The organism is Pseudomonas fluorescens (genome assembly GCF_000968015.1).
GTDB lineage: Bacteria > Pseudomonadota > Gammaproteobacteria > Pseudomonadales > Pseudomonadaceae > Aquipseudomonas > Aquipseudomonas fluorescens_W.
In genome coordinates this window covers 1-24,168 of the sequence record NZ_LACH01000054.1, presented here as the reverse complement: position 1 = coordinate 24,168, position 24,168 = coordinate 1, and the positions used below count along the sequence as shown (strand labels likewise).

At 59.7% G+C, this 24,168-nt stretch carries 22 protein-coding genes and 1 pseudogene; 11 read left to right on the top strand and 12 right to left on the bottom strand.

Features of this window, described 5'->3' with window-relative positions:
• Positions 1–532: 532 nt before the first annotated feature.
• Positions 533–1,465, top strand: a complete 933-nt coding sequence (locus VD17_RS23090) for a LysR family transcriptional regulator (RefSeq protein ID WP_046055819.1) — start codon at positions 533–535, stop codon at positions 1,463–1,465.
• On the opposite strand, the gene VD17_RS23085 is transcribed toward VD17_RS23090, so the two are convergent.
• From VD17_RS23085 to VD17_RS23075, 3 genes are all read right to left on the bottom strand, one after another.
• Positions 1,458–2,441, bottom strand: a complete 984-nt coding sequence (locus tag VD17_RS23085) for a cyclase family protein (protein WP_046055818.1) — start codon at positions 2,439–2,441, stop codon at positions 1,458–1,460. The two genes, VD17_RS23090 and VD17_RS23085, sit on opposite strands and share 8 nt — an antisense overlap.
• Positions 2,442–2,632: 191 nt before the next feature.
• Entirely contained in the window at positions 2,633–2,947 is a 315-nt protein-coding gene (locus VD17_RS23080) for an NIPSNAP family protein (RefSeq protein WP_046055817.1), read from the bottom strand.
• A 12-nt stretch (positions 2,948–2,959) separates the two neighbouring features.
• Entirely contained in the window at positions 2,960–4,126 is a 1,167-nt protein-coding gene (locus VD17_RS23075; protein ID WP_046055816.1) for an iron-containing alcohol dehydrogenase, read from the bottom strand.
• A 154-nt stretch (positions 4,127–4,280) separates the two neighbouring features.
• On the opposite strand from VD17_RS23075, the gene VD17_RS23070 reads away from it, so the two are divergent.
• The 4 genes from VD17_RS23070 to VD17_RS23055 all read left to right on the top strand — a co-directional run bounded on the left by VD17_RS23070 (position 4,281) and on the right by VD17_RS23055 (position 8,641).
• Positions 4,281–5,069, top strand: a complete 789-nt coding sequence (locus VD17_RS23070) for an SDR family oxidoreductase (RefSeq protein WP_046055815.1) — start codon at positions 4,281–4,283, stop codon at positions 5,067–5,069.
• Between the two features lie 270 nt (positions 5,070–5,339).
• Positions 5,340–6,653 carry an MFS transporter gene (locus tag VD17_RS23065; RefSeq protein WP_046055814.1) on the top strand — a complete coding sequence of 438 codons (1,314 nt, stop codon included), beginning with the start codon at positions 5,340–5,342 and terminating at the stop codon, positions 6,651–6,653.
• 16 nt (positions 6,654–6,669) lie between these two features.
• Positions 6,670–7,785, top strand: coding sequence for an NAD(P)/FAD-dependent oxidoreductase (locus tag VD17_RS23060; RefSeq protein ID WP_046055813.1), 1,116 nt, complete (start codon positions 6,670–6,672; stop codon positions 7,783–7,785).
• 259 nt (positions 7,786–8,044) lie between these two features.
• Positions 8,045–8,641 (top strand): DinB family protein, encoded by a 597-nt coding sequence (locus tag VD17_RS23055; protein ID WP_046055812.1) that lies wholly within the window; start codon positions 8,045–8,047, stop codon positions 8,639–8,641.
• On the opposite strand, the pseudogene VD17_RS23050 reads toward VD17_RS23055, so the two are convergent.
• The 7 genes and pseudogenes from VD17_RS23050 to VD17_RS23020 all read right to left on the bottom strand — a co-directional run bounded on the left by VD17_RS23050 (position 8,562) and on the right by VD17_RS23020 (position 17,386).
• Positions 8,562–9,482 (bottom strand): annotated as a pseudogene (locus VD17_RS23050) (LysR substrate-binding domain-containing protein). The gene VD17_RS23055 and the pseudogene VD17_RS23050 sit on opposite strands and share 80 nt — an antisense overlap.
• Before the next feature lie 207 nt (positions 9,483–9,689).
• Entirely contained in the window at positions 9,690–10,052 is a 363-nt protein-coding gene (locus VD17_RS23045; RefSeq protein ID WP_046055811.1) for a DUF6124 family protein, read from the bottom strand.
• Between the two features lie 361 nt (positions 10,053–10,413).
• A complete protein-coding gene (locus VD17_RS23040; protein WP_046055810.1) occupies positions 10,414–12,600 on the bottom strand; it encodes a lipase family protein in 2,187 nt (728 codons plus the stop codon).
• 12 nt (positions 12,601–12,612) lie between these two features.
• Complete coding sequence (locus VD17_RS23035) at positions 12,613–13,386, bottom strand: hypothetical protein (RefSeq protein ID WP_046055809.1); 774 nt, start codon at positions 13,384–13,386, stop codon at positions 12,613–12,615.
• Positions 13,383–14,237, bottom strand: a complete 855-nt coding sequence (locus VD17_RS23030) for a DUF4123 domain-containing protein (RefSeq protein ID WP_046055808.1) — start codon at positions 14,235–14,237, stop codon at positions 13,383–13,385. Before VD17_RS23030 ends, VD17_RS23035 begins: the two co-directional genes overlap by 4 nt.
• Positions 14,234–16,306, bottom strand: coding sequence for a type VI secretion system Vgr family protein (locus tag VD17_RS23025; protein ID WP_046055807.1), 2,073 nt, complete (start codon positions 16,304–16,306; stop codon positions 14,234–14,236). Before VD17_RS23025 ends, VD17_RS23030 begins: the two co-directional genes overlap by 4 nt.
• Positions 16,307–16,471: 165 nt before the next feature.
• Complete coding sequence (locus tag VD17_RS23020; RefSeq protein WP_046055806.1) at positions 16,472–17,386, bottom strand: LysR substrate-binding domain-containing protein; 915 nt, start codon at positions 17,384–17,386, stop codon at positions 16,472–16,474.
• A 118-nt stretch (positions 17,387–17,504) separates the two neighbouring features.
• On the opposite strand from VD17_RS23020, the gene VD17_RS23015 reads away from it, so the two are divergent.
• From VD17_RS23015 to VD17_RS23005, 3 genes are read left to right on the top strand one after another with little or no spacing between them, the layout of a single operon-like run.
• Positions 17,505–18,521, top strand: a complete 1,017-nt coding sequence (locus tag VD17_RS23015; RefSeq protein ID WP_046055805.1) for an aldo/keto reductase — start codon at positions 17,505–17,507, stop codon at positions 18,519–18,521.
• A gap of 2 nt (positions 18,522–18,523) precedes the next feature.
• Positions 18,524–19,321 (top strand): SDR family NAD(P)-dependent oxidoreductase, encoded by a 798-nt coding sequence (locus VD17_RS23010; RefSeq protein WP_046055804.1) that lies wholly within the window; start codon positions 18,524–18,526, stop codon positions 19,319–19,321.
• A 27-nt stretch (positions 19,322–19,348) separates the two neighbouring features.
• A complete protein-coding gene (locus VD17_RS23005) occupies positions 19,349–19,759 on the top strand; it encodes an SRPBCC family protein (RefSeq protein WP_046055803.1) in 411 nt (136 codons plus the stop codon).
• A 39-nt stretch (positions 19,760–19,798) separates the two neighbouring features.
• Here the strand turns inward: VD17_RS23005 and VD17_RS23000 are convergent, their stop codons facing one another.
• Positions 19,799–21,100 (bottom strand): sensor histidine kinase, encoded by a 1,302-nt coding sequence (locus VD17_RS23000; protein WP_046055802.1) that lies wholly within the window; start codon positions 21,098–21,100, stop codon positions 19,799–19,801.
• Positions 21,097–21,837: a response regulator gene (locus VD17_RS22995; RefSeq protein ID WP_046055801.1), complete on the bottom strand. Its 741-nt coding sequence runs from the start codon at positions 21,835–21,837 to the stop codon at positions 21,097–21,099. Before VD17_RS22995 ends, VD17_RS23000 begins: the two co-directional genes overlap by 4 nt.
• Positions 21,838–22,142: 305 nt before the next feature.
• On the opposite strand from VD17_RS22995, the gene VD17_RS22990 reads away from it, so the two are divergent.
• The 3 genes from VD17_RS22990 (at position 22,143) to VD17_RS22980 (ending at position 24,064) form a co-directional block, all read left to right on the top strand.
• Entirely contained in the window at positions 22,143–22,406 is a 264-nt protein-coding gene (locus VD17_RS22990) for a DUF2790 domain-containing protein (protein WP_046055800.1), read from the top strand.
• Positions 22,407–22,454: 48 nt separating this feature from the next.
• The gene (locus tag VD17_RS22985; RefSeq protein ID WP_046055799.1) at positions 22,455–22,667 is read left to right on the top strand and encodes a hypothetical protein; all 213 of its coding nucleotides are present in this window, start codon (positions 22,455–22,457) and stop codon (positions 22,665–22,667) included.
• Between the two features lie 170 nt (positions 22,668–22,837).
• On the top strand, positions 22,838–24,064 hold the full coding sequence (locus tag VD17_RS22980) for a cytochrome c biogenesis protein DipZ (protein WP_046055798.1): 1,227 nt from the start codon (positions 22,838–22,840) through the stop codon (positions 24,062–24,064).
• Positions 24,065–24,168: the final 104 nt, after the last annotated feature.

Here is a 24,168-nt window from a genome sequence, read left to right as displayed (position 1 = left end):
CGACACCGGACCCTGTAGGAGCGAGCCTGCTCGCGATGGCGTCAGCACAGTCAAAAACACTGTCGCCTGACACACCGCTTTCGCGAGCAAGCTCGCTCCCACATTGGTTTGGTGTCGCTCACAAGATTTGTGGTGAGCACAGACCCCTGTGGGAGCGAGCTTGCTCGCGATGGCGTCAGCACAGTCAACAACACTGGCGCCTGACACACCGCTTTCGCGAGCAAGCTCGCTCCCACATTGGTTTTATGTTGTTCGCGAGATTTGTGGCCGACACCGGACCCTGTAGGAGTGAGCCTGCTCGCGATGGCGTCAGCACAGTCAACAACACTGGCGCCTGACACACCGCTTTCGCGAGCAAGCTCGCTCCCACATTTTGTTCGATGTTGTTCGCGAGATTTGTGGCCGACACCGGACCCTGTGGGAGCGAGCTTGCTCGCGAAGGCGTCAGGCCTGACACGCCGCGTGATCCTTCTTCGCGGGCAAGCCTTGTTCCTACGAAAAACAACGTCCCTTGAATCGAGAACACACGGATATGGTTGTTCCTTCCCTTTGCAGCATTGCCGCACGCTTGCGCCTCAAACAACTGCGTTTGCTAATCGCGCTGGATGATCGCGGCTCTTTGCACAAGGCCGCCGAGAAGATTTCGATTTCCCAGTCCGGCGCCACCAAGGCGCTGCATGAAGTCGAATCGTTGCTCGGCATGCCGCTGTTTGAACGCCAGCCCAAAGGCCTGGTGGCCAACGAAATGGGCCGGTGCATGATTCGTTATGCGCGGCTGATCTACAGCGATGTCGAGCACTTGCGCGAGGAAATGCTGAGCATCATGCAAGGCCAGGGCGGGCGGCTCTCGGTGGGGGTGATCATGGGGGCGGTGCCGTTGCTGACCCGAGCCCTGACCGAGTTGCGCCTGAAGCAGCCGGAGCTGTCGGTGGAACTGGTGGAAAATACCAGCGCCGCGTTGCTCGGGTTGCTGGATCAGGGACGGCTGGACCTGGCGATTTGTCGCACCAGCGTCGGCCAGCGCTCGGACGCTTATGACTGCATCGAACTGAGTGAAGAACCCTTGGCGGTGGTCGCCAGCAAGGACCATCCACTGGCCAGTGCCGAGTCTTTACAGCTGTCGCAGTTGAGCGACTACCGCTGGGTGGTCTATCCCAAAGACATGCCGATGCGTCAGACCCTGGAACGTGAACTGAATGAGGCAGGGCTGGGGATTCCGCGTTATCCGCTGGAAACCTCGTCGATTTTCGCCACCATTTTGTTGGTGCAACAAGACCCGGGCTTGTTGGCGGTGATCCCGGTGGAAGTGGCCAGGTTCTGCGAGCAATTCGACTTGCTGGTGAAGCTGCCGGTGTCGATGCGCGCATTGACCGAGCCTTACGGCGTGATCAGCCGGGCCGGCGCCGACTTGTCTCCGGCGGCAACCCTGCTGATCAACGAACTGCAGCAGGACCTGATTACTTGATCACGATCGGATTGACCGGTGCCCCCGTGCCGCCAACGACCTTCAACGGCGCGGCGGTGTAGAGGAACTGCCACTGGCCGTCTGCGGCGCAATCACTGGCCAGATCATCGAGCATCGCCACTTCGGTGAAGGTCACGCCGAGGTTGCGCATCAAGGCATTGTGCAGCGGGATCAGCACGCCTGAGGTGGGGTCGACCGCCACTTCGTTGGCCATGGTGTCGGTCACCAGGTTGGGGATTTCCATCTGGTGAAACCACTCCACCAGTTCGCGGCTGAAGGTCAGGCCCGGCTCGGCGAAGTCCTTGTAGAACTCTTCCGGCTCACGCTGATAGAACGAGCCGATCCAGCCGGTGCGGATGATCAGGATGTCGCGTTTCTGGATCTCGATGCCTTGGGCTTTCGCCGCAGCCAGCAGGTCCAGGTGATTGAAGGTTTCGCCCTTGTCCAGCACCGCGTTGCCGCGATGGCGGGCCATGTCGATCAACACTGCACGCCCGACAATCCCGCGCTCGGCAATCGGCAGGATGCTGGCCTTGTCCATGCTGCCGATGGTGCTCATGGCGTCGTAGCCATTCCACAGTTTGTTGTCGTGCCAGACGTGGCCCAGCGCGTCGTATTGGGTCGAGCCTTGCAGGTGCATGAAGATCACGTCGTCGGCGTATTCCACATGGCCGTCGAAGTGGGTCTTGCCGGCCAGGAAATGGCCCTTGTCCAGCACGTTGACCCGCATCGAAGGACGCCGACCGGGCCACAACGGTTCGCCTTTGGGGTGGCCGATCTGCACTTGCAGGGTGAAGGTCTTGCCTTGGCGGACCGAGGCGATACCCCGGAGGATTTCTGCGCTTTGCAGGTAATTCAGGGCGCCGACTTCATCGTCCGGCCCCCATTTGCCCCAGTTGGTGGGCAGGCCTTCGAGCAAGGCCTTGATGTCGGGAGAACGGTCAGCGGCGGTGTTATTGGGATTGTGGTCGCACATGAGGGTTTCCTTGGTTTGAGCGGATGCCGATGGTGACCTTGCAGACCTCCACAATCCCTGTGGGAGCGCGCTTGCTCGCGATAGCGGCGGGACAGTCGACATTGATGTTGAATGATCAACCGCTATCGCGAGCAAGCTCGCTCCCACAGGTTCCGCGCATGGATTCAGGTCCGTCGGTGGTGGTCAGGGGATTATTTGATGGGGGAGAAATCGGCGGCGATCAGTAGTTTCGATTCCATCTTTTCCAGCATCGGGAATGCTTTCGGAACGAAGCCTTCGAGCCAGTCTGGATCCTGATACAGCGCTGCGCGTTTCTTGATCCGGTCATCGAGGCTCTCGTAGGCCCAGATGTGGATGACCTGATTCAGCTCGCCGATCTCGGTGTACCACCAGCCCACCAGCGTGGTGTAGCGGGAGATCACCGGCAGGCCGGTTTCTTCGAAGTGCTTGAGGTAGGTCTGCATTTTTCCGATTTGAATCGTGTAGGTGCGCATTTCGTAAAACATGGGAGTCGTCTCTTAGGAATGAATGCCGTGCCAGGCGTTGCTGATGATTCGTTCGATGTCGGCGGCGGTGGTCAGGCGCGGATTGACCAGCACGTTGCCGCTGCGCATCGAGTCGCCGACCATTTGCGGCATGTAGTCCAGATCCACGCCCAGGTCCTTGATGTTGTCGGGAATGCCGATGGCCTTGTTCAACGCCACCACGTGCTCCACCACTTTGTGCCCGGCGCGGGCAACGCTCAGGCCCTCAACGTTCTCGCCCATGGCCATGGCGATTTCACGAAACAACTCCGGGCAGGCCGCCAGGTTGTATTCGATGACGTAGGGCAGCAGCGTAGCGTTGGCGATGCCATGGGGGATGTTGAACACGCCGCCGAAGGTGTGGGAGATCGCATGCACGTTGCCCAGTTTCGATTGAGCGAACGCGACGCCGGCGAGGAACGAACCGAGCAGCATCTGTTCCCGGGCGTACAGGTCGGAGCCGCTGAAAAACGCTTTCGGCAGGTGCGTGCAGATCATCTTGATCGCTTGCAGCGCCAGGGCCTGGCTGACCGGGTTGGCCTGCTTTGACACGTAGGATTCGATGGCGTGGGTCAACGCGTCCATGCCCGTGGCGGCGGTGATCGACGGCGGCAGTTTGAGCGTCAGTTCGGCGTCGAGAATCGCCAGTTTCGGAAACAGCGCCGGGCTGATGATCACGGTCTTGAACAACGTTTTGGTGTTGGTGAACACCGTGGAGGCCGTGCATTCGCTGCCGGTGCCGGAGGTGGTCGGAATGGCAAAGATCGGCAGAGGCGGGTGCAGCAGTTTGTCGTAGCCTTCGTAGTCGAGGATGTTGCCGGGGTTGGTGGCCATCGCCGCGACACCCTTGGCGGTGTCGATGCTGCTGCCGCCACCGACGCCGATCACCGAATCGCAGTCGTGGTTTTTCAGGAACGCCACGGCGCGTTCCAGCACGTCGGTGGTGGGGTTGGGTTCGACACCGGAAAACACTTCGTAGTGAATGTCACTCTCGGCCAGCGAAGCGAAAAAGCCTTCCATCACGCCCGACGCCATCAGTCCTTCGTCGGTGACCACCAGCAGTTTTTTTCGAACATGCGGCTTGAGCAGCGCACCGGCCTGACGCACCAGGCCGTTGCCGCTTTTCAGGGTCGTGGGGAAATAAAACTGGAACGGGTTCATGGGTGTCTCCGGTTCTTATTGGTCTGGAGACATTAATAAGCGTGGGGGGCGGCTGATAATGAAAAGGTCTGATCCGGTGATCACCGTTTGTCATCCCCTGACGGGCCCTGTTGCAGTGGTAACGTAAGGTTTTCGAACCGACAGGAGCATCGTCATGGAATTGGGAATATCGGGTCGCTGGGCCATCGTCTGCGCCGCCAGCAAGGGCCTGGGTCTGGCCTGTGCGCGGGCCTTGGCGAAGGAGGGCGTCAACCTGGTGATCAACGCTCGCGGCGATGAAACGCTGCAAGCTGCCGCCGACCAATTACGCCAACTGGCACCGGGCATTGAAGTGCGCACGGTGGCCGGGGACATCAGCACGCCTGAGGTGCGCGAGCAGGTGTTGGCGGCGTGTCCGCAGGTGGACATCCTGGTCAATAACGCTGGCGGTCCGCCGCCGGGTGACTTCCGCGACTGGCAGCGTGAAGACTGGCTGAAGGCGCTGGATGCCAACATGCTCACGCCCATCGAGCTGATCAAAGCCTGCGTCGATGGCATGGCCGAGCGCGGGTTCGGGCGCATCGTCAACATTACGTCTGGTGCGGTGAAGGCGCCGATCGATGTGCTGGGTCTGTCCAACGGCGCCCGCAGCGGGCTGACCGGTTTCATCGCCGGGCTCGCGCGTCAGTCGCGGCTGGCCGGGCACAACGTGACGATCAACAATCTGCTGCCGGGCCCATTCGAGACCGAGCGCCTGCACAAAACCCTCAGTGCCGCCGCCGAAGCCAACAGCACCACGGTCGAGAGCATCAGCGAGCAGCGGCGCCAGCACGTTCCGGCCCAGCGATTCGGCCAGCCCGACGAGTTCGGCGCCTACTGCGCGTTTATCTGCAGCGCCCACGCCGGTTTCCTCACCGGGCAAAACCTGTTGCTGGACGGCGGCAGTTACCCCGGTACGTTCTGATCTGTTGGGGGGGATGACGATCGGTGATCCCCCAATCAGATCCCCTCATTATTCAGCTGTCGGGTGCGTGATTAGAGTGGGGCTGCTTGCCTGATACCCATCAGTCACCGCAATCCTTGTGGGAGCGAGCTTGCTCGCGATAGCGAACTGTCAGCCAACACCCATGTTGAATGACCCACCGCTATCGCGAGCAAGCTCGCTCCCACAGGTTCTGTGTCTTGCCTAACTGGTATTGGGCCGCTTGCATCCACAACAATAAGAGCGCCCCTCATGAACAATCCGAGTGCCGAAACACTGCGGCTGACCGCCGCGTCTGCCACCGAGCGCCCGACCAGCGTGCGCTGGCGGATCTTCCTCATCATGTTGCTGCTGACCGCGATCAACTACATCGACCGCGCCTCGTTGTCGGTGGCTTTGCCGCTGATTTCCAGTGAATTCCAAATCCCGCCCGCGCTGGAAGGCTTGATGCTCAGCGCGTTTTTCTGGTCCTACGCGTTGATGCAGATTCCCGGCGGCATGCTGCTGGATCGTTTTCAGACTCGCCGTGTGATCGTCATCGCGACCGTCGCCTGGGGTGCCTTTCAGGCCCTTGCCGCAGGCGCGCACAACTGGATCACGCTGCTTATCACCCGCATGGGCCTGGGCATTGCCGAGTCGCCGATCATGCCGGCCGGGGCCAAGCTCAATGGCGCCTGGCTGACCCCTAACGAACGCGGGCGCGGCGCGGTGCTGGTCGACGGCGGCGCACCGCTGGGCAGTGCCTTCGGCGCGATCATCATTGCCGGGCTGATCGGCTGGTTCGACTCCTGGCGAATCGCCTTCGTGATTGCCGGCATCGGCACCATGCTCGCCGGCGTGCTGGCCTGGAAATACATCCGCAACCATCCCAGCGAACACCCTGGGGTGAATGCTGCGGAACTGGCGCACATCACCGAGGGCAATATCAAAGTCAGCCAACCCGGCGCGGTCACCAGCATTCCTCTTAAAGAGCTGCTCAAGGATCGCTCGGTGCTGGCGATGTTCGCCGGTTACTGCTGCATCCTCAGCGTGTTCTACGGACTGTTGACCTGGATGCCGAGCTACCTGCACCAGACCCACGGCTTGAACATTTCGAGCATGGGCGGGGCGACGTTCCTGATCTTCATGTGCGGTTTCGTCGGCGAGCTGGTCGGCGGTTACCTGGGGGATAAATGGAAATCCAGCGGCGCTTCGCCAAACCTCGTGATGCGCAGCATGTTCAGTGGCTCGGCGCTGGTGGCGGCCCTGTGCATGCTGGCGGTGGCGTATGCGAGCGAGGCCAGTAAAGCGATCGGTTTGCTCTGCGTGGCGATGTTTTTCATTCGCTGGTGCGGCATGTACTGGTGCATTCCGTCGATCCTCGGCGGCACTTCGAAAACCGGCGTACTGGCCGGCACCATGAACTTCTGCGGGAACATGGCCGGTGTGATCGTGCCGATTCTGATCGGGCTGATCGTGCAGTTCACTGGGTCGTATTTCCTGGTGCTGATCTTCTTCGTGGTCATGGCCCTGCTGCTGGCGATATTCTCCAGCCTGATCGATTATCGGGAACGAGGGCTGGCGTGAAAGGAGCGGAGGGCAGGTGAGCGTCGATATCGAATGCGTGGTGGTCGGGGCCGGTGTGGTCGGGCTGGCAGTCTCCAGAGCCCTGGCCCGCAGCGGGCGGGAAGTGATCCTGGTCGAGGCGGGCGAGGGCATTGGCGTGGGCATCAGTTCGCGCAATTCGGAAGTGATCCACGCCGGCATTTACTACCCGAGCGGCAGCCTCAAGGCGCAAATGTGCGTGGAGGGCAAGCAACGCCTTTACGCCTTTTGCGATGAGCGCGGCGTCGATTATCGGCGCCTGGGCAAGCTGATCGTGGCCACGGATGACGGTCAGTGCGCGGCCTTGCGGAGGTTGCTGGAGCAGGGCCGGCGCAATGGCGTTGATGACTTGCAATGGCTGGACGCCGTACAGGCACGGGAACTTGAGCCGGCAGTGTCCTGCGTCGCTGCGCTCTGGTCGCCGTCCACCGGGATTGTCGATTCCCATGCCCTGATGCTGGCGCTTCAGGCGGATGCCGAGGCCAGCGGCACGTCGCTGGTTTTTCATACGCCACTGGCGTCGGCCCGTTGCACCGAGCAAGGTTTCGAACTGCAGATGGGCGGCGCCCAACCGATGACCTTGAGCTGCCGTGAGTTGATCAATTGCGCCGGACTGTCCGCGCCTGAGGTGGCGAGCCGGATTGAAGGCTTGCCGTCGCAGTACGTTCCCGAGGCACGATTGTGCAAGGGCAGCTATTTCAGTTTCAGTGGTCGGGCGCCGTTCCGGCATCTGGTGTACCCGGCCCCGGAAAGTGCGGGGCTGGGTGTGCACATGACGCTGGATCTGGGCGGTCAGGCGCGCTTCGGGCCGGACGTCGAATGGGTCGATCAGGTCGATTATCGTGTGGATCCACGCCGTGCCGATGGCTTCTACCAGGCGATCCGGCGCTACTGGCCGGCATTGCCCGATAACAGCCTGCAACCGGCCTACAGCGGCATCCGCCCGAAAATCACCGGGCCGACCGAACCGGCGGCCGACTTTGTCATCAGTGGTCCGGCCGAGCATGGTGTGCCGGGGCTGGTGAACCTGTTCGGAATCGAGTCACCGGGGCTGACCAGTTGCCTGGCGCTGGCAGATCGGGTGGTGGACCATCTGACTCTGCATTCCCTGTAGCAGCTGTCGAGCAGCGCGAGGCTGCGTTCGGTTCGGGCCGCGTTCGGACGAAGCAGTCGTCAAACCATACGCCGCGGTGTATCAGATAAACCGCGTGCGCAGGATTTACGACTGCTGCGCAGCCGAACGCAGCCTCGCGTTGCTCGACAGCTGCTACGCAGGTCACGTTGCGGCGAAGTGACCGGTAATCAGCGTTTGCAATGCCGCTCGCCCTGAGGGCTATGCTTGGCAGTGCGCCCATCACAATGGGAGACCTGCGATGATTAACGTACGCACTGCCCGCATGCTTGCCGATTACAAACGCTGGGCCAATCAACGCCTCTTTGACAGCCTGGCCGCACTGCCACCGGGTGAGGTCAACAAAGAGCGCGTGTCGGTGTTCAAGAACATGATCGGCACCCTGAACCACATCTACGTGGTGGACTGCATCTGGCAGGCCCACCTCGAAGGCCGAGGGCACGGCTTCAAGACGTCACACGATCTGCTGCACCCCGAACTCGCTGAGTTGCGCATGGCGCAAAAGGACATCGATCACTGGTACTGCGACTGGAGCGAGCGGCAGACCGATGCCTCGCTGGATAAACCCGTCGAGTTCAGCTTTGTCTCGGGGGAAAGCGGCATCATGAGCGCCGGCGCGATACTGATGCATGTGGTCAATCACGCCAGTTATCACCGCGGCTGGGTGATCCAGATGTATTTCGAGATTCCGGTCATGCCGCCGGTCACTGACTTGCCGGTGTACTTGCGTGAGACCGACCCTGCTGCTTCCCAATCGCTCAATGCACCGGCAGCGGCGCCGACATGTGTTGCGAAATTCGCGAGCGCAACCAACGTTCTGCCGGATCGTTATCGTTGACCCCGTTCCAGACCATGGACAGTTCGGACAGCACGATGTCAAACGGCGGGTCGTCGGCACGCAACTGGCTGCTGCCTTCGATCAGCGCGCACGCCGCGTAGTCCGGCACCGTTGCCAGCATATCGGTGCCGGCCAACAAGGCGCGCAGGCCGGCGAATTGCGGCACCGCCAGCACCACCCGGCGTGAGCGGCCGATTCGCGCGAGGTCGTTGTCGATGGCCCCGGTCAAATCCCCGGAAAACGACACCAGCGCGTGCGGACGTTCGCAGTATTCATCCAGGGTCAAAGGGCCGGGACGATTGTCGCCGCGCAGGATCTTGACGCTCAGGTCCCGCAGCTTCTTGCGCTTGGCGTTGGCCGGCAGTTCCGTGGTGTAGCTGATCCCGACGGAAATCTCCCCGCTGGCCAGCATCGACGACATCAGCAGGAAATTCACCCGACGCACCACTACCACAACGTTCTGCGCCTCTTAGCGTATTTGCTTGAGCAACGGCGGAAACAGGCCGAACTCGGCGTCGTCGGACAAGCCGATGCGAAACACATCGCGGCTGGTGGACGGGTCGAAATCCTTGGCCCGACTGACCGCGCCGGAGATGGTGTCCATCGCCGGCTGCAATTCCTTGGGAATCGCCAGGGCCCGCTGGGTCGGCTCCAGCACGCGACCGTTACGCACCAGCAGCGGATCGTCGAACAGGTCGCGCAACTTGGCCAGTGAGGCACTGACGGCGGGCTGGCCGAGAAACAGCTTCTCCCCGGCCCGGGTCAGGTTCCTTTCGAACATCAGGGTTTCGAAAATCACCAGCAGGTTCATGTCGACGCGGCGCAGGTCGTTGCGGTTCATGCGGGGTTCTCGCTGGGTTTCGGGATCTTTTCAGTAAAGCACCAAACGTGTGGCGAGGGGGTTTAGCGAAACGTCGCACCGCTCCGTTCGGCTGCGAAGCAGTCGTGAATCCTGTGCACGCGGTGTGCCTGAAAGACCGCGTTCATAGGTTTTGGGGTCGCTTCGCAACCCAGCGGGAGCAAGCTCCCTCGCCACAGGGGCAGGTGGTTACTCCGACGGATCGAGTTGATCCAGTGCCCGGTTTACCGCGAGTTCACCCAGCATGATGACTTGCGCGATGCCCAATAAGGAGTCGCGACTCGGCCCCTCCAAATGGTCCACCAAATCCATGGCCATGACATTGGTCGAGGCCAGCGACTCGCAAGCGTGGGCCAGCAGGGTTTCGGTATCGAGCTCCGGGTTGACGATGAACATGGTGCCGGGTGTGCGTGGCATGGCTTTGATGTGGGCAGCCAGTTTGAGGTAGTGGTCGAGGGCGCGTTCGGCGGCTTCGTGGAGTTTTTTTGAATCGAGGCTTTCGTACGGGGATGCTGGATCGGTGTCCGGCGGGTTTGGTGTGACCTTGAACATGGTGAAACTCCTAGAGAAATGAAGTTGCCACCATTCGCTGCGGAACGAAGATAGGTGGCAACTGTACGCGGGTTCGCAGACCAGGACTCTAGGAACCCGGCAGACCCAAAGGCCTCCCACGCACAGCCGCCATTACATGAACGACAGACCTGATAAAGCGTCTGCTCAATGACGGGACGTTGTGCGTCTAGAGATTTACCCAGGCTGCGAAACCCGATCACTGATGGGCAGTGATGGGAAACAAGTAACCGAGCGGCCTCTAGACGCACAAGCCGGCGGATTCTGGCGTAACCGTAGGCAACGACGCAAGGCGCTGTAGCTCTCGGGAAGTTACTTGGAAGGCTGTTAAACACGGGGGTGTTTAACAGATCGAATCAATATCCAGCGTGTGCGGTGCGCCAATGGTGTGCCCATAGATCGAAGCCGTCAGCGCGTCCCCATCAGGGGCCTCCGGCGCCATGGCCAACGGGTCCTTGACCTTGTTCTCAGGATGCGCCAGCCAGCGATCGACGTTTTTCATCAGCTCCTCGGGCTGTTCTGACAGCGCCCCGTAAAGCGCTTGTGCGCTAATCCTCTCAGGTCGAATCTTTTTCAGTCGGTTGACGGTGGTTTCGATCTTGCTCCGTTCAAGTCTCAATGCGCGGATGTTGTTCTCTCGGGTGCGAGCGTAAGCGTCCGAACGCGCCGGCAAATTATCTTCTTCATCACTGAGCTGTCGGGTGATTCGTGCCAGCGCCCCGGCGACCGAATTGAACTCGAGTTCTGTAACCCGCGACCTTTTCGATTCGTGCGCTTCCTTCCATCGCAGCAGAACGGCCCAACACGCCGGAATATACCCGCCGGTCATCAAATGATTCCCAGCCTGGAAGATCTGCGCCAGCAATGGCGGCCGATGCGGCAGCCCGTTTTTCTGCTGAATCGCCAATGAGCACGCCGCATGTTGGGTGATGGTGTCGCAGCCGGGTTCCCACAGGATCGCGGACTTTTTCCCACGCTCAAACTCCACCGGCATGAAGTGCTGCAACTTGCCGTGGTGATCGTAGGGCTCGCCCGTCCAGTTCGTGATGCCCGCAAAGAACACCGACAAACCGGCCGGCACGTTGGCAAACGTCAAGGCCAACCCCGCCCCGAACACACCGGCCTTGGTGTCCATCCCGGTGCCGGGCACGCTCGGCACCGGGTCGTTGTGGTTGACGATGCGGTGATGCACCAGGTCCTTCGCGCCTGCGACGAAGTTAGCATCGCCCGCGCGGGGGGCGCCGTAGGTGTAGAGCTGGATGGAGTAGCTTTCAGGACTGCGACGGAGCATTTCAGAGAGTAACAATGCCACTGCGCCACCCAGACTATGGCCGCAAATCAGCAGTTTCTGCCCGGCGTAGAATCTATCCAGATAATTTACGACGAAGTCGTGAGCTTTTTGCGCAGACTCGTAGAAGCCACGATGTACTTTGCTTTCCGTATCTTCAAAAGGCACTTGGGAGGCATCGGCATCGCGCAGCCCATCCGCCATAAGTTCGGAAGTGCCACGCACGGCAACCAGGATCAATTCGTCGTTGTGGGTGATGAATGCTTGGGTATCAGTCGCTTTCGTCCCCTGCTTTCTGTCATCGAGAAAGTGAATTTTCGCAGGGTTTTCCTGATTGTCTTTCAGACCAGGTTTGTTGACGGCATAAAGGTCTGGATCGAATGGCACGATTTCCAGACGTTTGGAGTACGGCACATCTTCATACAGCGGGTAGAAAGCTTTGGTTTGCGCCGCGTCAACACGCCACAGTTCATCAGACTTTGCCAATGCGTCGCCGAACCAGTTTCCTACGCTGGGTTGCAATGGAAAACTTACAGGCGCTTCTTCAATGGGGCTTTTTTCAGGTTTCATGCCGAAGGAGCAATAGCTCAATGTAGCCATCAATGCGAGTTGATAGAGATTCAGGGCACAGAACTCAAGACCCGTAGACAGCATAGGGCGTAAGGCCCGCAAAGGGCGCACTTCCAGGACTGTGTGTTTTTGTGGCATCAGGGCAACGCCTAGCTTGCGATGCTTGCCCATGATTTTCGCCGTCCCCGTGCTGTGGGGGTAATGGCGATAAATCTCGGGGGGTAAATGCGTGACATGTTTAACCAGATGACGCACTTCTACCTGAAAGAATGCGTCGGCGCAGGCTTGTGCGGGGTTTTCTTTGGTGCGGGTTGAATTTTTTTTCAGATAGCGGGTTTGCTCGGCGCGAACTTGGAGCTCGGTAATTTCGAGAGGATAGTGCGGGCGTTCTTTAGCTCGCACATATACCGTTTCCTGTCCTTCGTATTTCTGGTCGAGAACTAACGTAACAGGCCCCGCAAAGTGGTTGGTGATTGTACCTGCACCCGCAATATCGAGATGGCCACTATATCTCTGGCCTTCCGAGTCAATCGCGGTATAAGCCAACCCGGCATATGGTTCGCCAGAGCCGAACTCGTCGACCAACTGAAAACTGGTCCATTTACCTTGTACAGGGCAGGCGAGCACGCGACTGCTCAAACTTGATGGCAAATCCTTTTCTAATGACGTCATGTCAATATCTCCTTATTCCGTGCAACCGGGGTAAATAGTGCAGATGCGCCCATCCACCATTTGGAAGGTGCTGAAATCGGTGTGGTTACCGAAGCAAAATGCATCTTGATCCTCGAAACCTTTGCCCATGCAACGCTTCCAGCCACCGGGCACCTTGACCCATGTGTCTCCCCAGCCGGGTTTTTCCTCATCCGCCAATTTGATCTTCATCTTCACGGTTTTACCCGGCAGTTGATCGAGTGTGTAAGCCGAAAACGGGTGGCCCCGATCAAGCTTGCCCTGTGCATCAGCTGCTTTGCAGTCAAGGATTTTTCTGAGGATGCGAGGCTTGCCTGAAGTGCGAAACAGCCACTGACATTGACCGTAAAAGGTACTTTCGCCCGCTTCATTGAAAGTACTTCTGTACTGGTCTTCCACTTCGTCGCGAATGACTACTGCGGCGCCATCTCCGCTAAAATCTCGTCGCGTTTTGCCATAAGACGAATTGATTTCTAGATCAATTTTCCAGATCACCAATGGGCAGCCACTGACTGTCCTGTACATAGCGATTTCAGAGTCCGGCGCGTAACTTTCACGCCATTTCATGTTGTGCCCAACTTCGGTATCTCTTCCCCCCGGCACGGTGCAGGTTTCACCTTTGGCAGGCACATACTCGGCGACTGCCTGATAGGCAAAATCGGGCGGTAAGTCGGCGGTGAAAGTGAATGTATTAGGCTGCCCAGTAGAGCAACCCGTGACCAACGCAAGACAACAACCCACAACTGCAATGCCTGCTACCCGCTTCATATCGGCGCATCCCCCTGCCAAAAAACCGCCAGCTGCCGCACCCGTTCAAAGTGCTCCACCGGACTCTCATCACCCCGCACCTCCCACTGCGGTGACAACGTAAAACCCGGCGCCTGCAAACTTTGAATCAATAGAAATTCCAACTGCTCCGGCTCCAACCAGCCCCATGCCTCCGCCAGGGACAAGCGCTCACGCAACCACAGATCAGGGTCATGTACTTCGGCGAGATTGGCGTAGGCCTCCACGTGTTTGGCCAACAAGTAACGATGGGCGTTGAGCCGGCGAATTTCCGAGGCCTGCGGTTGAGGCAGGGGAGTGCGCAGCCAGAGAGGTTTGTCCGGCACCGGATACGTGCCAGGGGCGGGGTTAAGAGCTGTTTTCCAGGCTGTGCCGTCCCAGTAGCACACGCTGATCGCGGGCCCGAGGAAGGCCGGATGCGCTTTGGCCGGCAAATGTTCCAGCGCGCGACTCAATACCCGGTTGTCGTGAAAGCGGTACAGCGCCTGATAGGGGCGCATCCCGACAATCAACCGCTCTTGCCAGTGACTGACCAGTTGGCGCAAGGCACCTTTTTCCACGCTCGCGAGCCAGCCCCAGTTGCGTTCTGGATGATCCAGCAGGTCATCGAGGTGTCTGTCGCCGGACGGATCCAGCGTGAAGATGAACGGACCGACATCGGCCAGATTCGCGAGGGTCGTGCCGTTGTAGACGCTCAAGTACTGGTCATGTCCGCTGGACTTCAACAACCGCTGACGGGTTTCGCGTTCGTTCTGCGAGTCCAGCACCAGGCACAACTCATGGCCCGAGCGGCGCTGTTCGTTTATCCATTGGCGGGAAAGTGTGTTGATCATGCTGCGGCCCCTACCGTTGAGCAAAAGCCATCTCGGCAGGCTTCGCAGATCGGACAAAAGTCCGCCGCCAACGCGTTGCTTGCCGCCATCAACTCCGGCTGGGACGACGCGAGCATAGGCGGCAGTTCAGGTGGCAGTGACAAGCCATCAACTGACCGAGGCATTGCGATTGAGGCGGCTGGCACGCACATGGGAGCGCCACCGATCTGGAGTTCACTGCTGCCGAAAATCCCACCGCGGCCTACCACCAAGTGTTCTCCACCTGCGTTGATTGTGAAGCTTGACCCGGCGTTAAAAATCACGTGATCACCTGCCTCGGCAACAATCAGGCGGCCAGCGCCTAGCACCAGCGTTTGATCAACTTGGGTGTGGCTGTTGCCGGCAACTTGCAGGTAATCGTTGGCCTTGAGCTGTGTGTGCCGGTCACCGTTGGTGGTTCGATGCTCCGTGGCTTCCAGCACGGTAACGCTGTCGCCCTTGACGGTGGTGCGCTGCTCGTTGCCGACTTCCAGACGGCTGTCGTTTTCTATTTTTTGTTCCATGTCCCGCTGGGCGCGCAGGTAAATTAATTCCTGACCGGCACGGTCTTCAATGTGCAGTTCATTGAACCCAGTGCTGTCCGGCGAACTGCGGGAACGGAATACGCTACGGGTTTTGTTCGCGGGTAATTCGTAGGGCACCGGGTTGGCGCTGTTGGCGAGGCATCCAATGATTTCGGGATGATCGGGGTCGCCTTCCTGAAAACTGACCTGGACCTCCATGCCTACTCTCGGCACGGCGACGCCGCCAAAGGCATTACCGGCCAGGAGGGAGGAGACCCGCAGCCAGCAACTGCTTTTATCGTCGTGACGGCCTTCGCGATCCCAGAAGAACTGCACCTTGACCCGACCATAGTCGTCGCAGTGGATTTCCTCGCCTTTCGGGCCGGTGACCACTGCGCTTTGATTGCCGGCGATGCGTGGTTTGTCATGGGTCAGCGGCGAGCGGTAGGTCACTTCCCAAGGCGTGGCGAGGAATTGGTTGCGATAACCCTGAAAGCCGTTTTTATCGCCGGTGCCGGTGTAGGCCGCGTACTGTTGCAGGACCTGCGGTTGCGCCCCTTCATGCCCGATTTCGGTCAGCAACCACAGGTCGTTCCATTCTTCGTCCGGATGTTCGGACAGTGGCAGGAAGTGCCCGGAGAGCAGCGCTGGTTGATCGCTTTTACCCCGCGCCACACGGCACTCGACGCGGTGACGCTCCTGTGCGCGTCGACTCAACAGCTTGCCGCGATCGCGCTGGGTAAAACGACCGGGGTACTGGTAATCCTCCAGATCCGGCTGAGCCCTGGAAATATCAGACCTGCTCTCGGCCTCCAGCAAAATACGTGCTTTGTTGAAGTCATAATCGCGGCGAGTGGTGCGGCTGGTACCTGCTTTCACTTGCACGTCAAAGTGGTTGATCACAGGCTCTTCGGCGACCATGCCATTGTCATGCTTATAGCGCGTCGGGCGGTCGAGCCTGGGGAAAACGGTCTGGTCGTCGCCGAACACCAACACATGTTTTTCGCGGCTGTGCTGGAAGTGATAGTGCAGGCCTTCTTCTTGGCATAAGCGTTCTATGAACTGGCGATCTGACTCGTCGTACTGAACGCAATACTCACGGTCCGGATAATTGCCGCCCACCTGAAACTGGTGAAATTCACGATGGATACCGTGGTCTTCCAGTACCTGCGCAATGATTTGCGGGACGGTCATTTTCTGAAAAATGCGGCGATTGATGCGGTGGTCGAGATACGCCAATCGAGGCACCAAAGTCACGCTATAACGGGTCAGGCGATTACCGAGGCTGCCTTTGCCCGCGCAATGAATTTGCCCATGAATGCCGTTGCCAGCTTCGTTGAAGGCGAGGAAGGCTTGTTTGTTCAACAAGCTGTCCTGGTTCAGGTCATGCCTGTCGCTGACCAGTTCGATCTCAAAGGCGTAAGGCTGGCTGATGAACTCCTTGCCGGTGAACGCGAGTACCTGAAGGTCATGTTCAATGTCTTTGATCGTGAGGCTGAAACGGGAGTGAGGGTTAGCGTCGAACATCCATGATTCCTTGTCCTGTGACGTGGCACAGGCTCCGGGACGTTGATGCAACACGTGTGAAAGACCTTCCATGGCCAGATCACAACAGGACGTCCTGGAGCCGGGTTCGGTGCAACGCTACCAAGGGCGCATAGGAATTGATGTCAGACGCTTCCCAAAATGCTGTTACACATCAGTCTGGGTGTGAACCGACCCCGGCTCGGCCAGCACTTTCCTGAACGTTTCCACCAGCGGTCGCAAATTGATCCGGTGCCACGCGGCCCATAGCGGTGTGGTGAAGGAAATCCATGGCACTTCCCGCAGCACCACGCCGGGTGGTGCGTTGCGGCTCAGGCCTTTCTGGATCATGGCGATGCCCAGCCCCGACGCCACCAATCCCAATGCGGTAAACGGTTCAGTGGCTTCCATGCGAATGTCCGGGGTGAAGCCGGCGCGGATGCAGGCGCTGACGAAGTCGTCGCGGCTGGCGGCGTCTTGCCGGGGTTGCACGCCGATCCATTCCTGATCGGCCAGGTCTGCCGGGGTCAGTATTGGGTGGTTCGCCAAAGGATGATGTTCGGGCAGGGCCAGCAGCATCGGATCGTCCAGCACCTGAAAACCCAGCAGGTCCGGGTCATCGGCGACGGGCGGTTCGCTGACCAGTGCGATATCCAGACTACGCTGACGCAGGCCTTCGAGTTGTTCGGCGGAATTGAGGTTGTACAGCGCGACGTGCACGTTCGGCCGGTCGACCCGCAGCACCCGCAAGGCATTGGGCAAGACGCCGGCGTGCATGGCGTTTTCGATGTAGCCGATGCACAAGCCACCTTCTTCGCCACGACCGAGGCGCTTGCCCAGGGATTCCAGGCGATTGGCGTGGGTCAGCAGGGCACGGGTTTCGGCCAGGAAAGTCTGGCCATCGCGGGTCAGGCGAATGCGTTGCTGGCTGCGTTCAAACAGGGTCAGCCCCAGGCGCTCTTCGAGCTGGGCGATCTGCCGGCTCAAGGGCGATTGGGAAATGTGCAGGCGTTCGGCGGCGCGACCGACGTGTTCTTCTTCGGCGACGGCGACGAAGTAGCGCAATTGGCGGATGTCGATCATGTAAGACCTATAGGGACTCAAGTGCTGCTCATTATGTCTTGGACGGTCCGATCATCGCAATCTAGCATCTGCTCAACGGTCACCTCTGATGACCCCTGACACTCAACAGGAAAAACCCATGAGCTTGAAAGACAAACTACCTGGCACCCTCGGTTTCGGCACCGCCCCATTGGGCAACATGTTCCGCGCCATTCCTGAGGAAGAAGCGATGGCCACCGTCCACGCCGCTTGGGATGCCGGCGTGCGTTACTTTGACACCGCACCGTTTTACGGCTCGGGCCTGTCGGAAATTCGCCTGGGCACCGCGTTGGCCCAGTACAACCGCGACGACTATGTACTCAGCAGCAAAGTCGGCCGAGTGATTCTCGATGAAGTCGAAGACGCCGCGGCCCGCGACTTGGGCGAAAAAAGTGGCGTGTTCGAACACGGTCGCCCGAACAAGATCGTCAACGACTACAGCGCCGACGCCACGATGCGCTCCATCGAAGACAGCCTCAAGCGCCTGCAAACCGATCGTCTGGACATCGTCTGGGTGCATGACATCGCCCAGGACTTCTACGGCGATCAATGGCTGGAATACTTCAATCAGGCCCGCACCGGCGCCTTCAAAGTACTCACCCGCTTGCGCGAAGAAGGCGTGATCAAGGGCTGGGGCCTGGGCGTGAACAAGGTTGAACCCTGCGAACTGACCCTGGATCTGACCGAAGCCCAGCCGGACGGTTTTCTGCTGGCCGGGCGCTATACGCTGCTCGACCACGATCGTGCTTTGCAGCGTTTGATGGATGCCGCGCTGGCGCAGAACGTCGAGATCGTGGTCGGTGGTCCTTACAGCTCGGGCATTCTGGCCGGTGGCGCACACTTCGAATACCAAAAAGCCAGCCCGGCGATCATCAACAAAGTCGAGCACATCAAGCGAATTGCCGCCGCGCATGGTGTCGACATCAAGGCGGCTGCGTTGCAATTCTCGTTGGCTAACCCGGCCGTGGCGGCAGTGATCCCAGGTTCCAGCCGTCCGGACCGGATTGCTGAAGACGTTGCCGCGATGTCGGCCGTCATTCCCGCTGCTTTCTGGCAGGCAATGCGCGACGCAAAACTGGTGTCTGAACGCGCACCCTTGCCAATCATTGGAGGTTGAGCATGAAAATCGATCTGACTGGAAAACTCGCCATTGTCAGCGGCAGCACCGCCGGCATTGGCCTGGGCATCAGCAAGGCGCTGGCCGAATCCGGCGCCACGGTGGTGGTGATCGGCCGCGAGACGGCCAAGGTCGAACAGGCGCTGGCGAGTATTCGCCAGAGCGTGCCAGACGCGCAGTTGCGTGGCCTGACCGCAGACCTCGGTACGGCCGAAGGCGCCGCGTTGTTGTTCGCCGCCGAACCGCGAGCGGACATCCTGGTGAACAACCTCGGGATCTTCAACGACGTGGATTTCTTCGACGCACCGGACAGCGAGTGGACGCGCTTCTATGAGGTCAACGTGATCTCCGGCGTGCGCCTGTCACGGCATTACGTGCCAGACATGGTCAAGCAGGGCTGGGGCCGGGTGATTTTCCTGTCCTCGGAATCCGGGGTCGCAACGCCGGCCGACATGATCAACTACGGCGTGACCAAAAGCGCCAACCTGGCGGTGTCCCATGGTCTGGCCAAGCGGCTGGCGGGCACTGGGGTGACGGTCAACGCGATCCTGCCCGGCCCGACCTTTACCGACGGCCTGGAGCAGATGCTCAAGGACGCCACCGCCGAATCCGGCCGCAGTGCCCGGGAAGAAGCCGACGCCTTCGTGCGCAAGGCCCGGCCGAGTTCGATCATCCAGCGTGTGGCGGATGTCGAGGAGGTCGCGAATCTGGTGGCTTATATCGCCTCGCCGCTGTCTTCTGCGACTACTGGCGCAGCTTTGCGGGTCGACGGCGGCGTCGTCGACAGCTTGGCTATTTGAACCTTATTGATTGAGAGAGAATATTTCATGGCTACAGCATCAGCATTCATCGACATCCCGGCGACCGCCGACCAGGTTTGGCATTTGATTGGCGGCTTTGACTCGCTGCCGGACTGGCTGCCGTTTATTCCCAAAAGCGAGCTGAGTGAAGGCGGCCGGGTGCGTAGCTTGCAAACGGCGGACGGGGCGGTGGTGGTTGAGCGGTTGGAGGCGTTTGATAACGCTGGGAAGACTTACAGTTATTCGATTTTGCAGGCGCCGTTTCCGGCGACTGACTATCTGGCGACTATCCGTGTTGAAGCACAGGGGCAGGGCGCACGAGTGACCTGGTCTGGGCGATTTGCACCTGTCGGTGTGAGTGACGAGGAAGTGGTGGCGCTGTTTACCGGTATCTACCAAGGCGGCCTCGAAGCCCTGCGCGCCAACTACCCGGCCTGATCCTGTACTGATCGTTCCCACAGAGTGGGGACGATCAGGTTACTGAGCCGGTAATCTAAGCTCCGCGCACAACCCACCTCCCTCGCGATTACTCAACGTCAACGATCCCCCGATCGCCAACGCCAACTGCTGTGCAATCGCCAACCCCAACCCGGTCCCGCCGGTGCTGCGGTTACGCGAGTTCTCCACGCGATAAAACGGTTCCATCACCTGAGCCAATTCCTCCTCGGCAATCCCCGGACCACGGTCCATTACCTTCACCGACAAACTGCCGTCAGCCTTCGCTTCCACCCACAACTCGGCGGCGCCAGCGAACTTCAGCGCATTGTCCGTCAGGTTCACCAGCACTCGCCGCAAGGCGTGCGGCCGGGTGTTGATCACCGCGTCACTTTTACCGCCCAGCTGCACGTCTTTGCCCATGTCCTGATAGTCGAACACCAGGCTGTCGAGGAACGAATCCAGATTGGTGCGGCGACTTTCCTCGGTGGCGCCATGAACGCTGCGGGCATAGGCCACGCCTTCGCGCACCAGGTGTTCTATCTCGCCAAGGTCATTCCAGAGTTTGTCTTTCTCGGCGGAGTCGTCCATGAATTCGGCGCGCAGTTTCATGCGGGTGATCGGGGTTTGCAGGTCGTGGGAAATCGCCGCCAGCAGTTGCATGCGTTCCTTGAGGTAAGCGGCGATGCGCGCCTGCATCGAATTGAAGGCCATGGCGGCATGCGCGACTTCGGTCGGGCCTTTTTCGTCCAGGTGCACCGCGTGGGTGTTGGGGTCCAGGGTCTCTACCGCTTGGGCGAGGCGGGTGAGGGGGCGGATGGCGATTCTCACGGCCAGCCAGGTGCAGATGAGCATCAGCGCCAGTTGCCCCAGCAACACGATGGGTAACCACGGCGATAACGGCACCATCGAGGGGCGCACATCGATGGTCACCGGGCTGCCGTCCGCCAGTTTCAGGTGGACCTGAAAATGTTTATCCGGCCCGGGGATGTCGGTCACCGTCATCGGGTAATCCTTGCCGATGGCCTCTTTGATCGACGTCATCGCTATTGGCGAATCGCTCATGGGCATGCCCGGCGAACCTTCGTTCAACAAATAGCGGTAGTTACGTCGATCCAGTTGTTGCAGCCAGCTCATGCGTTCTTCGGCCGGCAAGCGGTCGAGGATGGCGATGGAGGTCGAGACGTCGGTTTCCAGATTGCCCAGCATGGTGTTCTTCGTGCTTTCGTACCGCTCGTAGTACTGCGCGCCGAAAGACAGCGCCTGCGCGAGAATCAAGCCGATCAGGAAGATCAGCGACAGTCGCGAGGCAAGGGTGCGGGGCCAGCGCATCGAGAGATTCATGACGCTGCCCCGAGGACTTCCACCGGCAGGGAAAACACATAGCCTTCGCTGCGCACGGTTTTGATGTAGGCCGGTTCGCGGGCATCGTCCAGCAAACGCTGGCGCAAGCGGCTGACCAGCAAGTCGATGGAGCGGTCGAACAGGTCGGCATCGCGGCCTTGGGTCAGGTTCAGCAATTGATCGCGGTTGAGCACCCGCTGCGGATGATCGAGGAACACCCGCAGCAACCGATATTCCGCACCACTGAGCGCGACCATCGTGCCGTCCTCATCGAGCAGGTGCCGGGCCGAGGTGTCCAGGCGCCAGCGTCCGAAGGCCAGCAAGCGACCGCTTTCGGTGACCACCAGGTTGGGCGGCAGCATCCGCGTGCGGCGCAGCACGGCGTTGATTCGGGCGAGCAGTTCACGGGCGGCGAACGGCTTGACCAGATAATCGTCGGCGCCCATTTCCAGGCCGATGATGCGGTCGGTTTCATCGTTGCGCGCGGTGAGCATCAGCACCGGCGTGGCCTTGTGTTTGCCGGCGCGCAACTCACGGCACAGCATCAGGCCATCGTCGCCCGGCATCATGATGTCGAGCACGATCAGGTCCACCGGCGTGGATTCCAGGAAGGTGCGCATCTGCCGTCCATCCGCCACGACGGTGGTGCGCAGACCGTTTTTCTTGAGGTAGTTGCCTACCAGTTCCCGGATCTCGCGGTCATCGTCCACGATGAGAATGTGATCGACGTGTTCCATTTGGCCAGGCCTCTGTAGGTGGGGGATGTCGCGCAGTCTATCGAGCCTTGGCCCGCTCGCCCGCAGTCCTTTGTATTGCAGTGTATCTGGCATGTCGGCGGATACACGTGGACGCAAAAACACTGATTTTCAGGGCTTTTGTATCGCTGTGTATCCCGGCCCGGTTTTGATACGTACCGATTTACACGCGCCTGTTCCCGACACAGTCGGGATACCTCGCGAGCTTCTAATAGGTTCCATCGAGGCAAGCCAAGTCGCCTCGGCCCAATCAGCGATTGACCTATTGAAGCCTTGAGGAAACCACCATGAACACCAAAGCCGTCTACGCCGCCTGCCTGTTTGCCGCCCTGAACATCTGCACCTTGTCGGCCCGCGCCGAAGCCGATGTCTCCGCTAAAACCTACACCTACGGCACGCACCTGGACATCAAGAAAGTGCTGTCGCTGACACAGGACGCCTCGACTTCCTGTGGGGTTGTGGATGCCCAGCTGACTTACCTGGATTCCCAAAACAAAACCCAGGTACTGGACTATCGCAAATTTGCTGATGGCTGCAACTCAGACAACTGAGTCCTGCGCTGACCGATTGCCCACCCCAATTGAAACAGGAAGAACATCATGAACAACGTCACCCGCTTTTTGACTGCCATTGCCTTCTCCGTGGCTGGCGCCGCTGCCCATGCCAACGCTGCTGTTGAACAGAAAAGCTGCGGCAGCGCGACTTGCTTTCAATTGACCCCGGTGGCGGAGAAGGGCGGGAATGCCTTCCTGGCGCAGGACGGTTCCAGCCGTACGCCGCAGGGGCAGCAACTGGATACCCAGACGGTCTGAAGCCCGTGCACGGTTTATTGAACACCACAATTCCAATGTGGGAGCGAGCTTGCTCGCGATGACGGAGTGTCAGTCGACGTCAATGTTGAATGTTGCGGCCTCATCGCGAGCAGGCTCACTCCTACAGGGATGTGTGGTGTGTCGCCCTCTCTCTATATAAAGGTGATCCCATGTTTCTCATCGCTTTCCTGGGCGGCATATTGACCGTCCTCAGCCCTTGCATCCTCCCGGTCGTGCCGTTCCTGTTCGCCGGTGTTAAACGTACACGTTCCTCGATCCTGCTCACCCTCGGCGGCATGGTCCTGACCTTCGCCCTGATTTCCAGCCTGGCCGTGGTCAGCAGCGAGTGGGTGATACAGGCCAACAACACCGGTCGCCACGTAGCGCTGATCGTGATGGTACTGTTCGCCCTGTCGCTGATTTCCGCCCGTGTCGGTGACTGGCTGGCCCGTCCCTTCGTGGCGCTGGGCAACCGCCTCGATCCGGACACCCGTAAAATGTCCGGCCCGTTGAGTTCGCTCATGATCGGCGTTGCCACCGGTCTGCTCTGGGCGCCGTGCGCCGGACCGATCCTCGGGGTCATCCTCACGGGCGCCATGCTGCAAGGCGCAAACGCTCAAACCAGCCTGTTGCTGGTGGCGTACGGCCTGGGCAGCGCATTGTCCCTGGGCACCTTGATCTTCGCCGGTCGCGGCCTGGTCAATCGCTTGAAAGCGTCGATCCCGGTCACCGGTTGGCTGCGTCGTGGTACGGGTGTTGCGGTGCTGGCGGCTGCGGCGGTGATTTCCACCGGTGCCGACAAAACACTGCTGGCCGGCACATCGTCCGAAGGCGTCAGCAGCATCGAGAAAAGTGTGTTGGAAACCGTACCGAAAGTCGTCGATTACTTCGTCAGCAAGGTCAACGCAGACTCGTCCATGGACAACGCCAAAGGCGCGATGCCGTCGCTGTCCGGTGCGGTCGAATGGCTCAACTCGCCGGCGCTGAGCAACGATTCACTGAAAGGCAAAGTGGTGCTGGTGGACTTCTGGACCTTCGACTGCATCAACTGCCAGCACACCTTGCCGTACGTGAAGGACTGGGCGAAGAAATACGAGAAGGATGGCCTGGTGGTGATCGGCGTTCACACCCCTGAATACGGTTTCGAGCGCATCATCGACAACGTCAAGGATCAGGTGAAAAAGCTCGGCATTACCTACCCGGTGGCCATCGACAACAACTACGCGATCTGGCGCAATTTCGACAACCAGTACTGGCCCGCTCACTACCTGATCGATGCCAAGGGCCAGGTGCGTTACACCCACTTCGGTGAAGGCAGTTACGAGACTCAGGAGAAAGTGATTCAGCAGTTGCTGGAAGAGGCCAAGGCCGACGCCAAAGCCCCCGCAGCCGCGTAACCCCCCAGATCAATGGCCCACAGGCTACGCGCCGTGGGCCATTTTTTTGATTTGAAAACCTTCCTGCAGCATCCCCGCACGCTTTTGTAGATACCGTCTTGAAC

What these genes read in the sequence shown, in the direction of transcription:
- VD17_RS23015 (WP_046055805.1), top strand. Translation starts at nt 17,505, where the DNA reads ATGAGCTTGAAAGACAAACTACCTGGCACCCTCGGTTTCGGCACCGCC.
- VD17_RS23085 (WP_046055818.1), bottom strand. Translation starts at nt 2,441, where the DNA reads ATGTGCGACCACAATCCCAATAACACCGCCGCTGACCGTTCTCCCGAC.
- VD17_RS23035 (WP_046055809.1), bottom strand. Translation starts at nt 13,386, where the DNA reads ATGAAGCGGGTAGCAGGCATTGCAGTTGTGGGTTGTTGTCTTGCGTTG.
- VD17_RS23025 (WP_046055807.1), bottom strand. Translation starts at nt 16,306, where the DNA reads ATGTTCGACGCTAACCCTCACTCCCGTTTCAGCCTCACGATCAAAGAC.
- VD17_RS23020 (WP_046055806.1), bottom strand. Translation starts at nt 17,386, where the DNA reads ATGATCGACATCCGCCAATTGCGCTACTTCGTCGCCGTCGCCGAAGAA.
- VD17_RS23070 (WP_046055815.1), top strand. Translation starts at nt 4,281, where the DNA reads ATGGAATTGGGAATATCGGGTCGCTGGGCCATCGTCTGCGCCGCCAGC.
- VD17_RS23010 (WP_046055804.1), top strand. Translation starts at nt 18,524, where the DNA reads ATGAAAATCGATCTGACTGGAAAACTCGCCATTGTCAGCGGCAGCACC.
- VD17_RS23075 (WP_046055816.1), bottom strand. Translation starts at nt 4,126, where the DNA reads ATGAACCCGTTCCAGTTTTATTTCCCCACGACCCTGAAAAGCGGCAAC.
- VD17_RS23055 (WP_046055812.1), top strand. Translation starts at nt 8,045, where the DNA reads ATGATTAACGTACGCACTGCCCGCATGCTTGCCGATTACAAACGCTGG.
- VD17_RS23045 (WP_046055811.1), bottom strand. Translation starts at nt 10,052, where the DNA reads ATGTTCAAGGTCACACCAAACCCGCCGGACACCGATCCAGCATCCCCG.
- VD17_RS22995 (WP_046055801.1), bottom strand. Translation starts at nt 21,837, where the DNA reads ATGGAACACGTCGATCACATTCTCATCGTGGACGATGACCGCGAGATC.
- VD17_RS23065 (WP_046055814.1), top strand. Translation starts at nt 5,340, where the DNA reads ATGAACAATCCGAGTGCCGAAACACTGCGGCTGACCGCCGCGTCTGCC.
- VD17_RS22980 (WP_046055798.1), top strand. Translation starts at nt 22,838, where the DNA reads ATGTTTCTCATCGCTTTCCTGGGCGGCATATTGACCGTCCTCAGCCCT.
- VD17_RS23005 (WP_046055803.1), top strand. Translation starts at nt 19,349, where the DNA reads ATGGCTACAGCATCAGCATTCATCGACATCCCGGCGACCGCCGACCAG.
- VD17_RS22990 (WP_046055800.1), top strand. Translation starts at nt 22,143, where the DNA reads ATGAACACCAAAGCCGTCTACGCCGCCTGCCTGTTTGCCGCCCTGAAC.
- VD17_RS23000 (WP_046055802.1), bottom strand. Translation starts at nt 21,100, where the DNA reads ATGAATCTCTCGATGCGCTGGCCCCGCACCCTTGCCTCGCGACTGTCG.
- VD17_RS22985 (WP_046055799.1), top strand. Translation starts at nt 22,455, where the DNA reads ATGAACAACGTCACCCGCTTTTTGACTGCCATTGCCTTCTCCGTGGCT.
- VD17_RS23080 (WP_046055817.1), bottom strand. Translation starts at nt 2,947, where the DNA reads ATGTTTTACGAAATGCGCACCTACACGATTCAAATCGGAAAAATGCAG.
- VD17_RS23030 (WP_046055808.1), bottom strand. Translation starts at nt 14,237, where the DNA reads ATGATCAACACACTTTCCCGCCAATGGATAAACGAACAGCGCCGCTCG.
- VD17_RS23040 (WP_046055810.1), bottom strand. Translation starts at nt 12,600, where the DNA reads ATGACGTCATTAGAAAAGGATTTGCCATCAAGTTTGAGCAGTCGCGTG.
- VD17_RS23090 (WP_046055819.1), top strand. Translation starts at nt 533, where the DNA reads ATGGTTGTTCCTTCCCTTTGCAGCATTGCCGCACGCTTGCGCCTCAAA.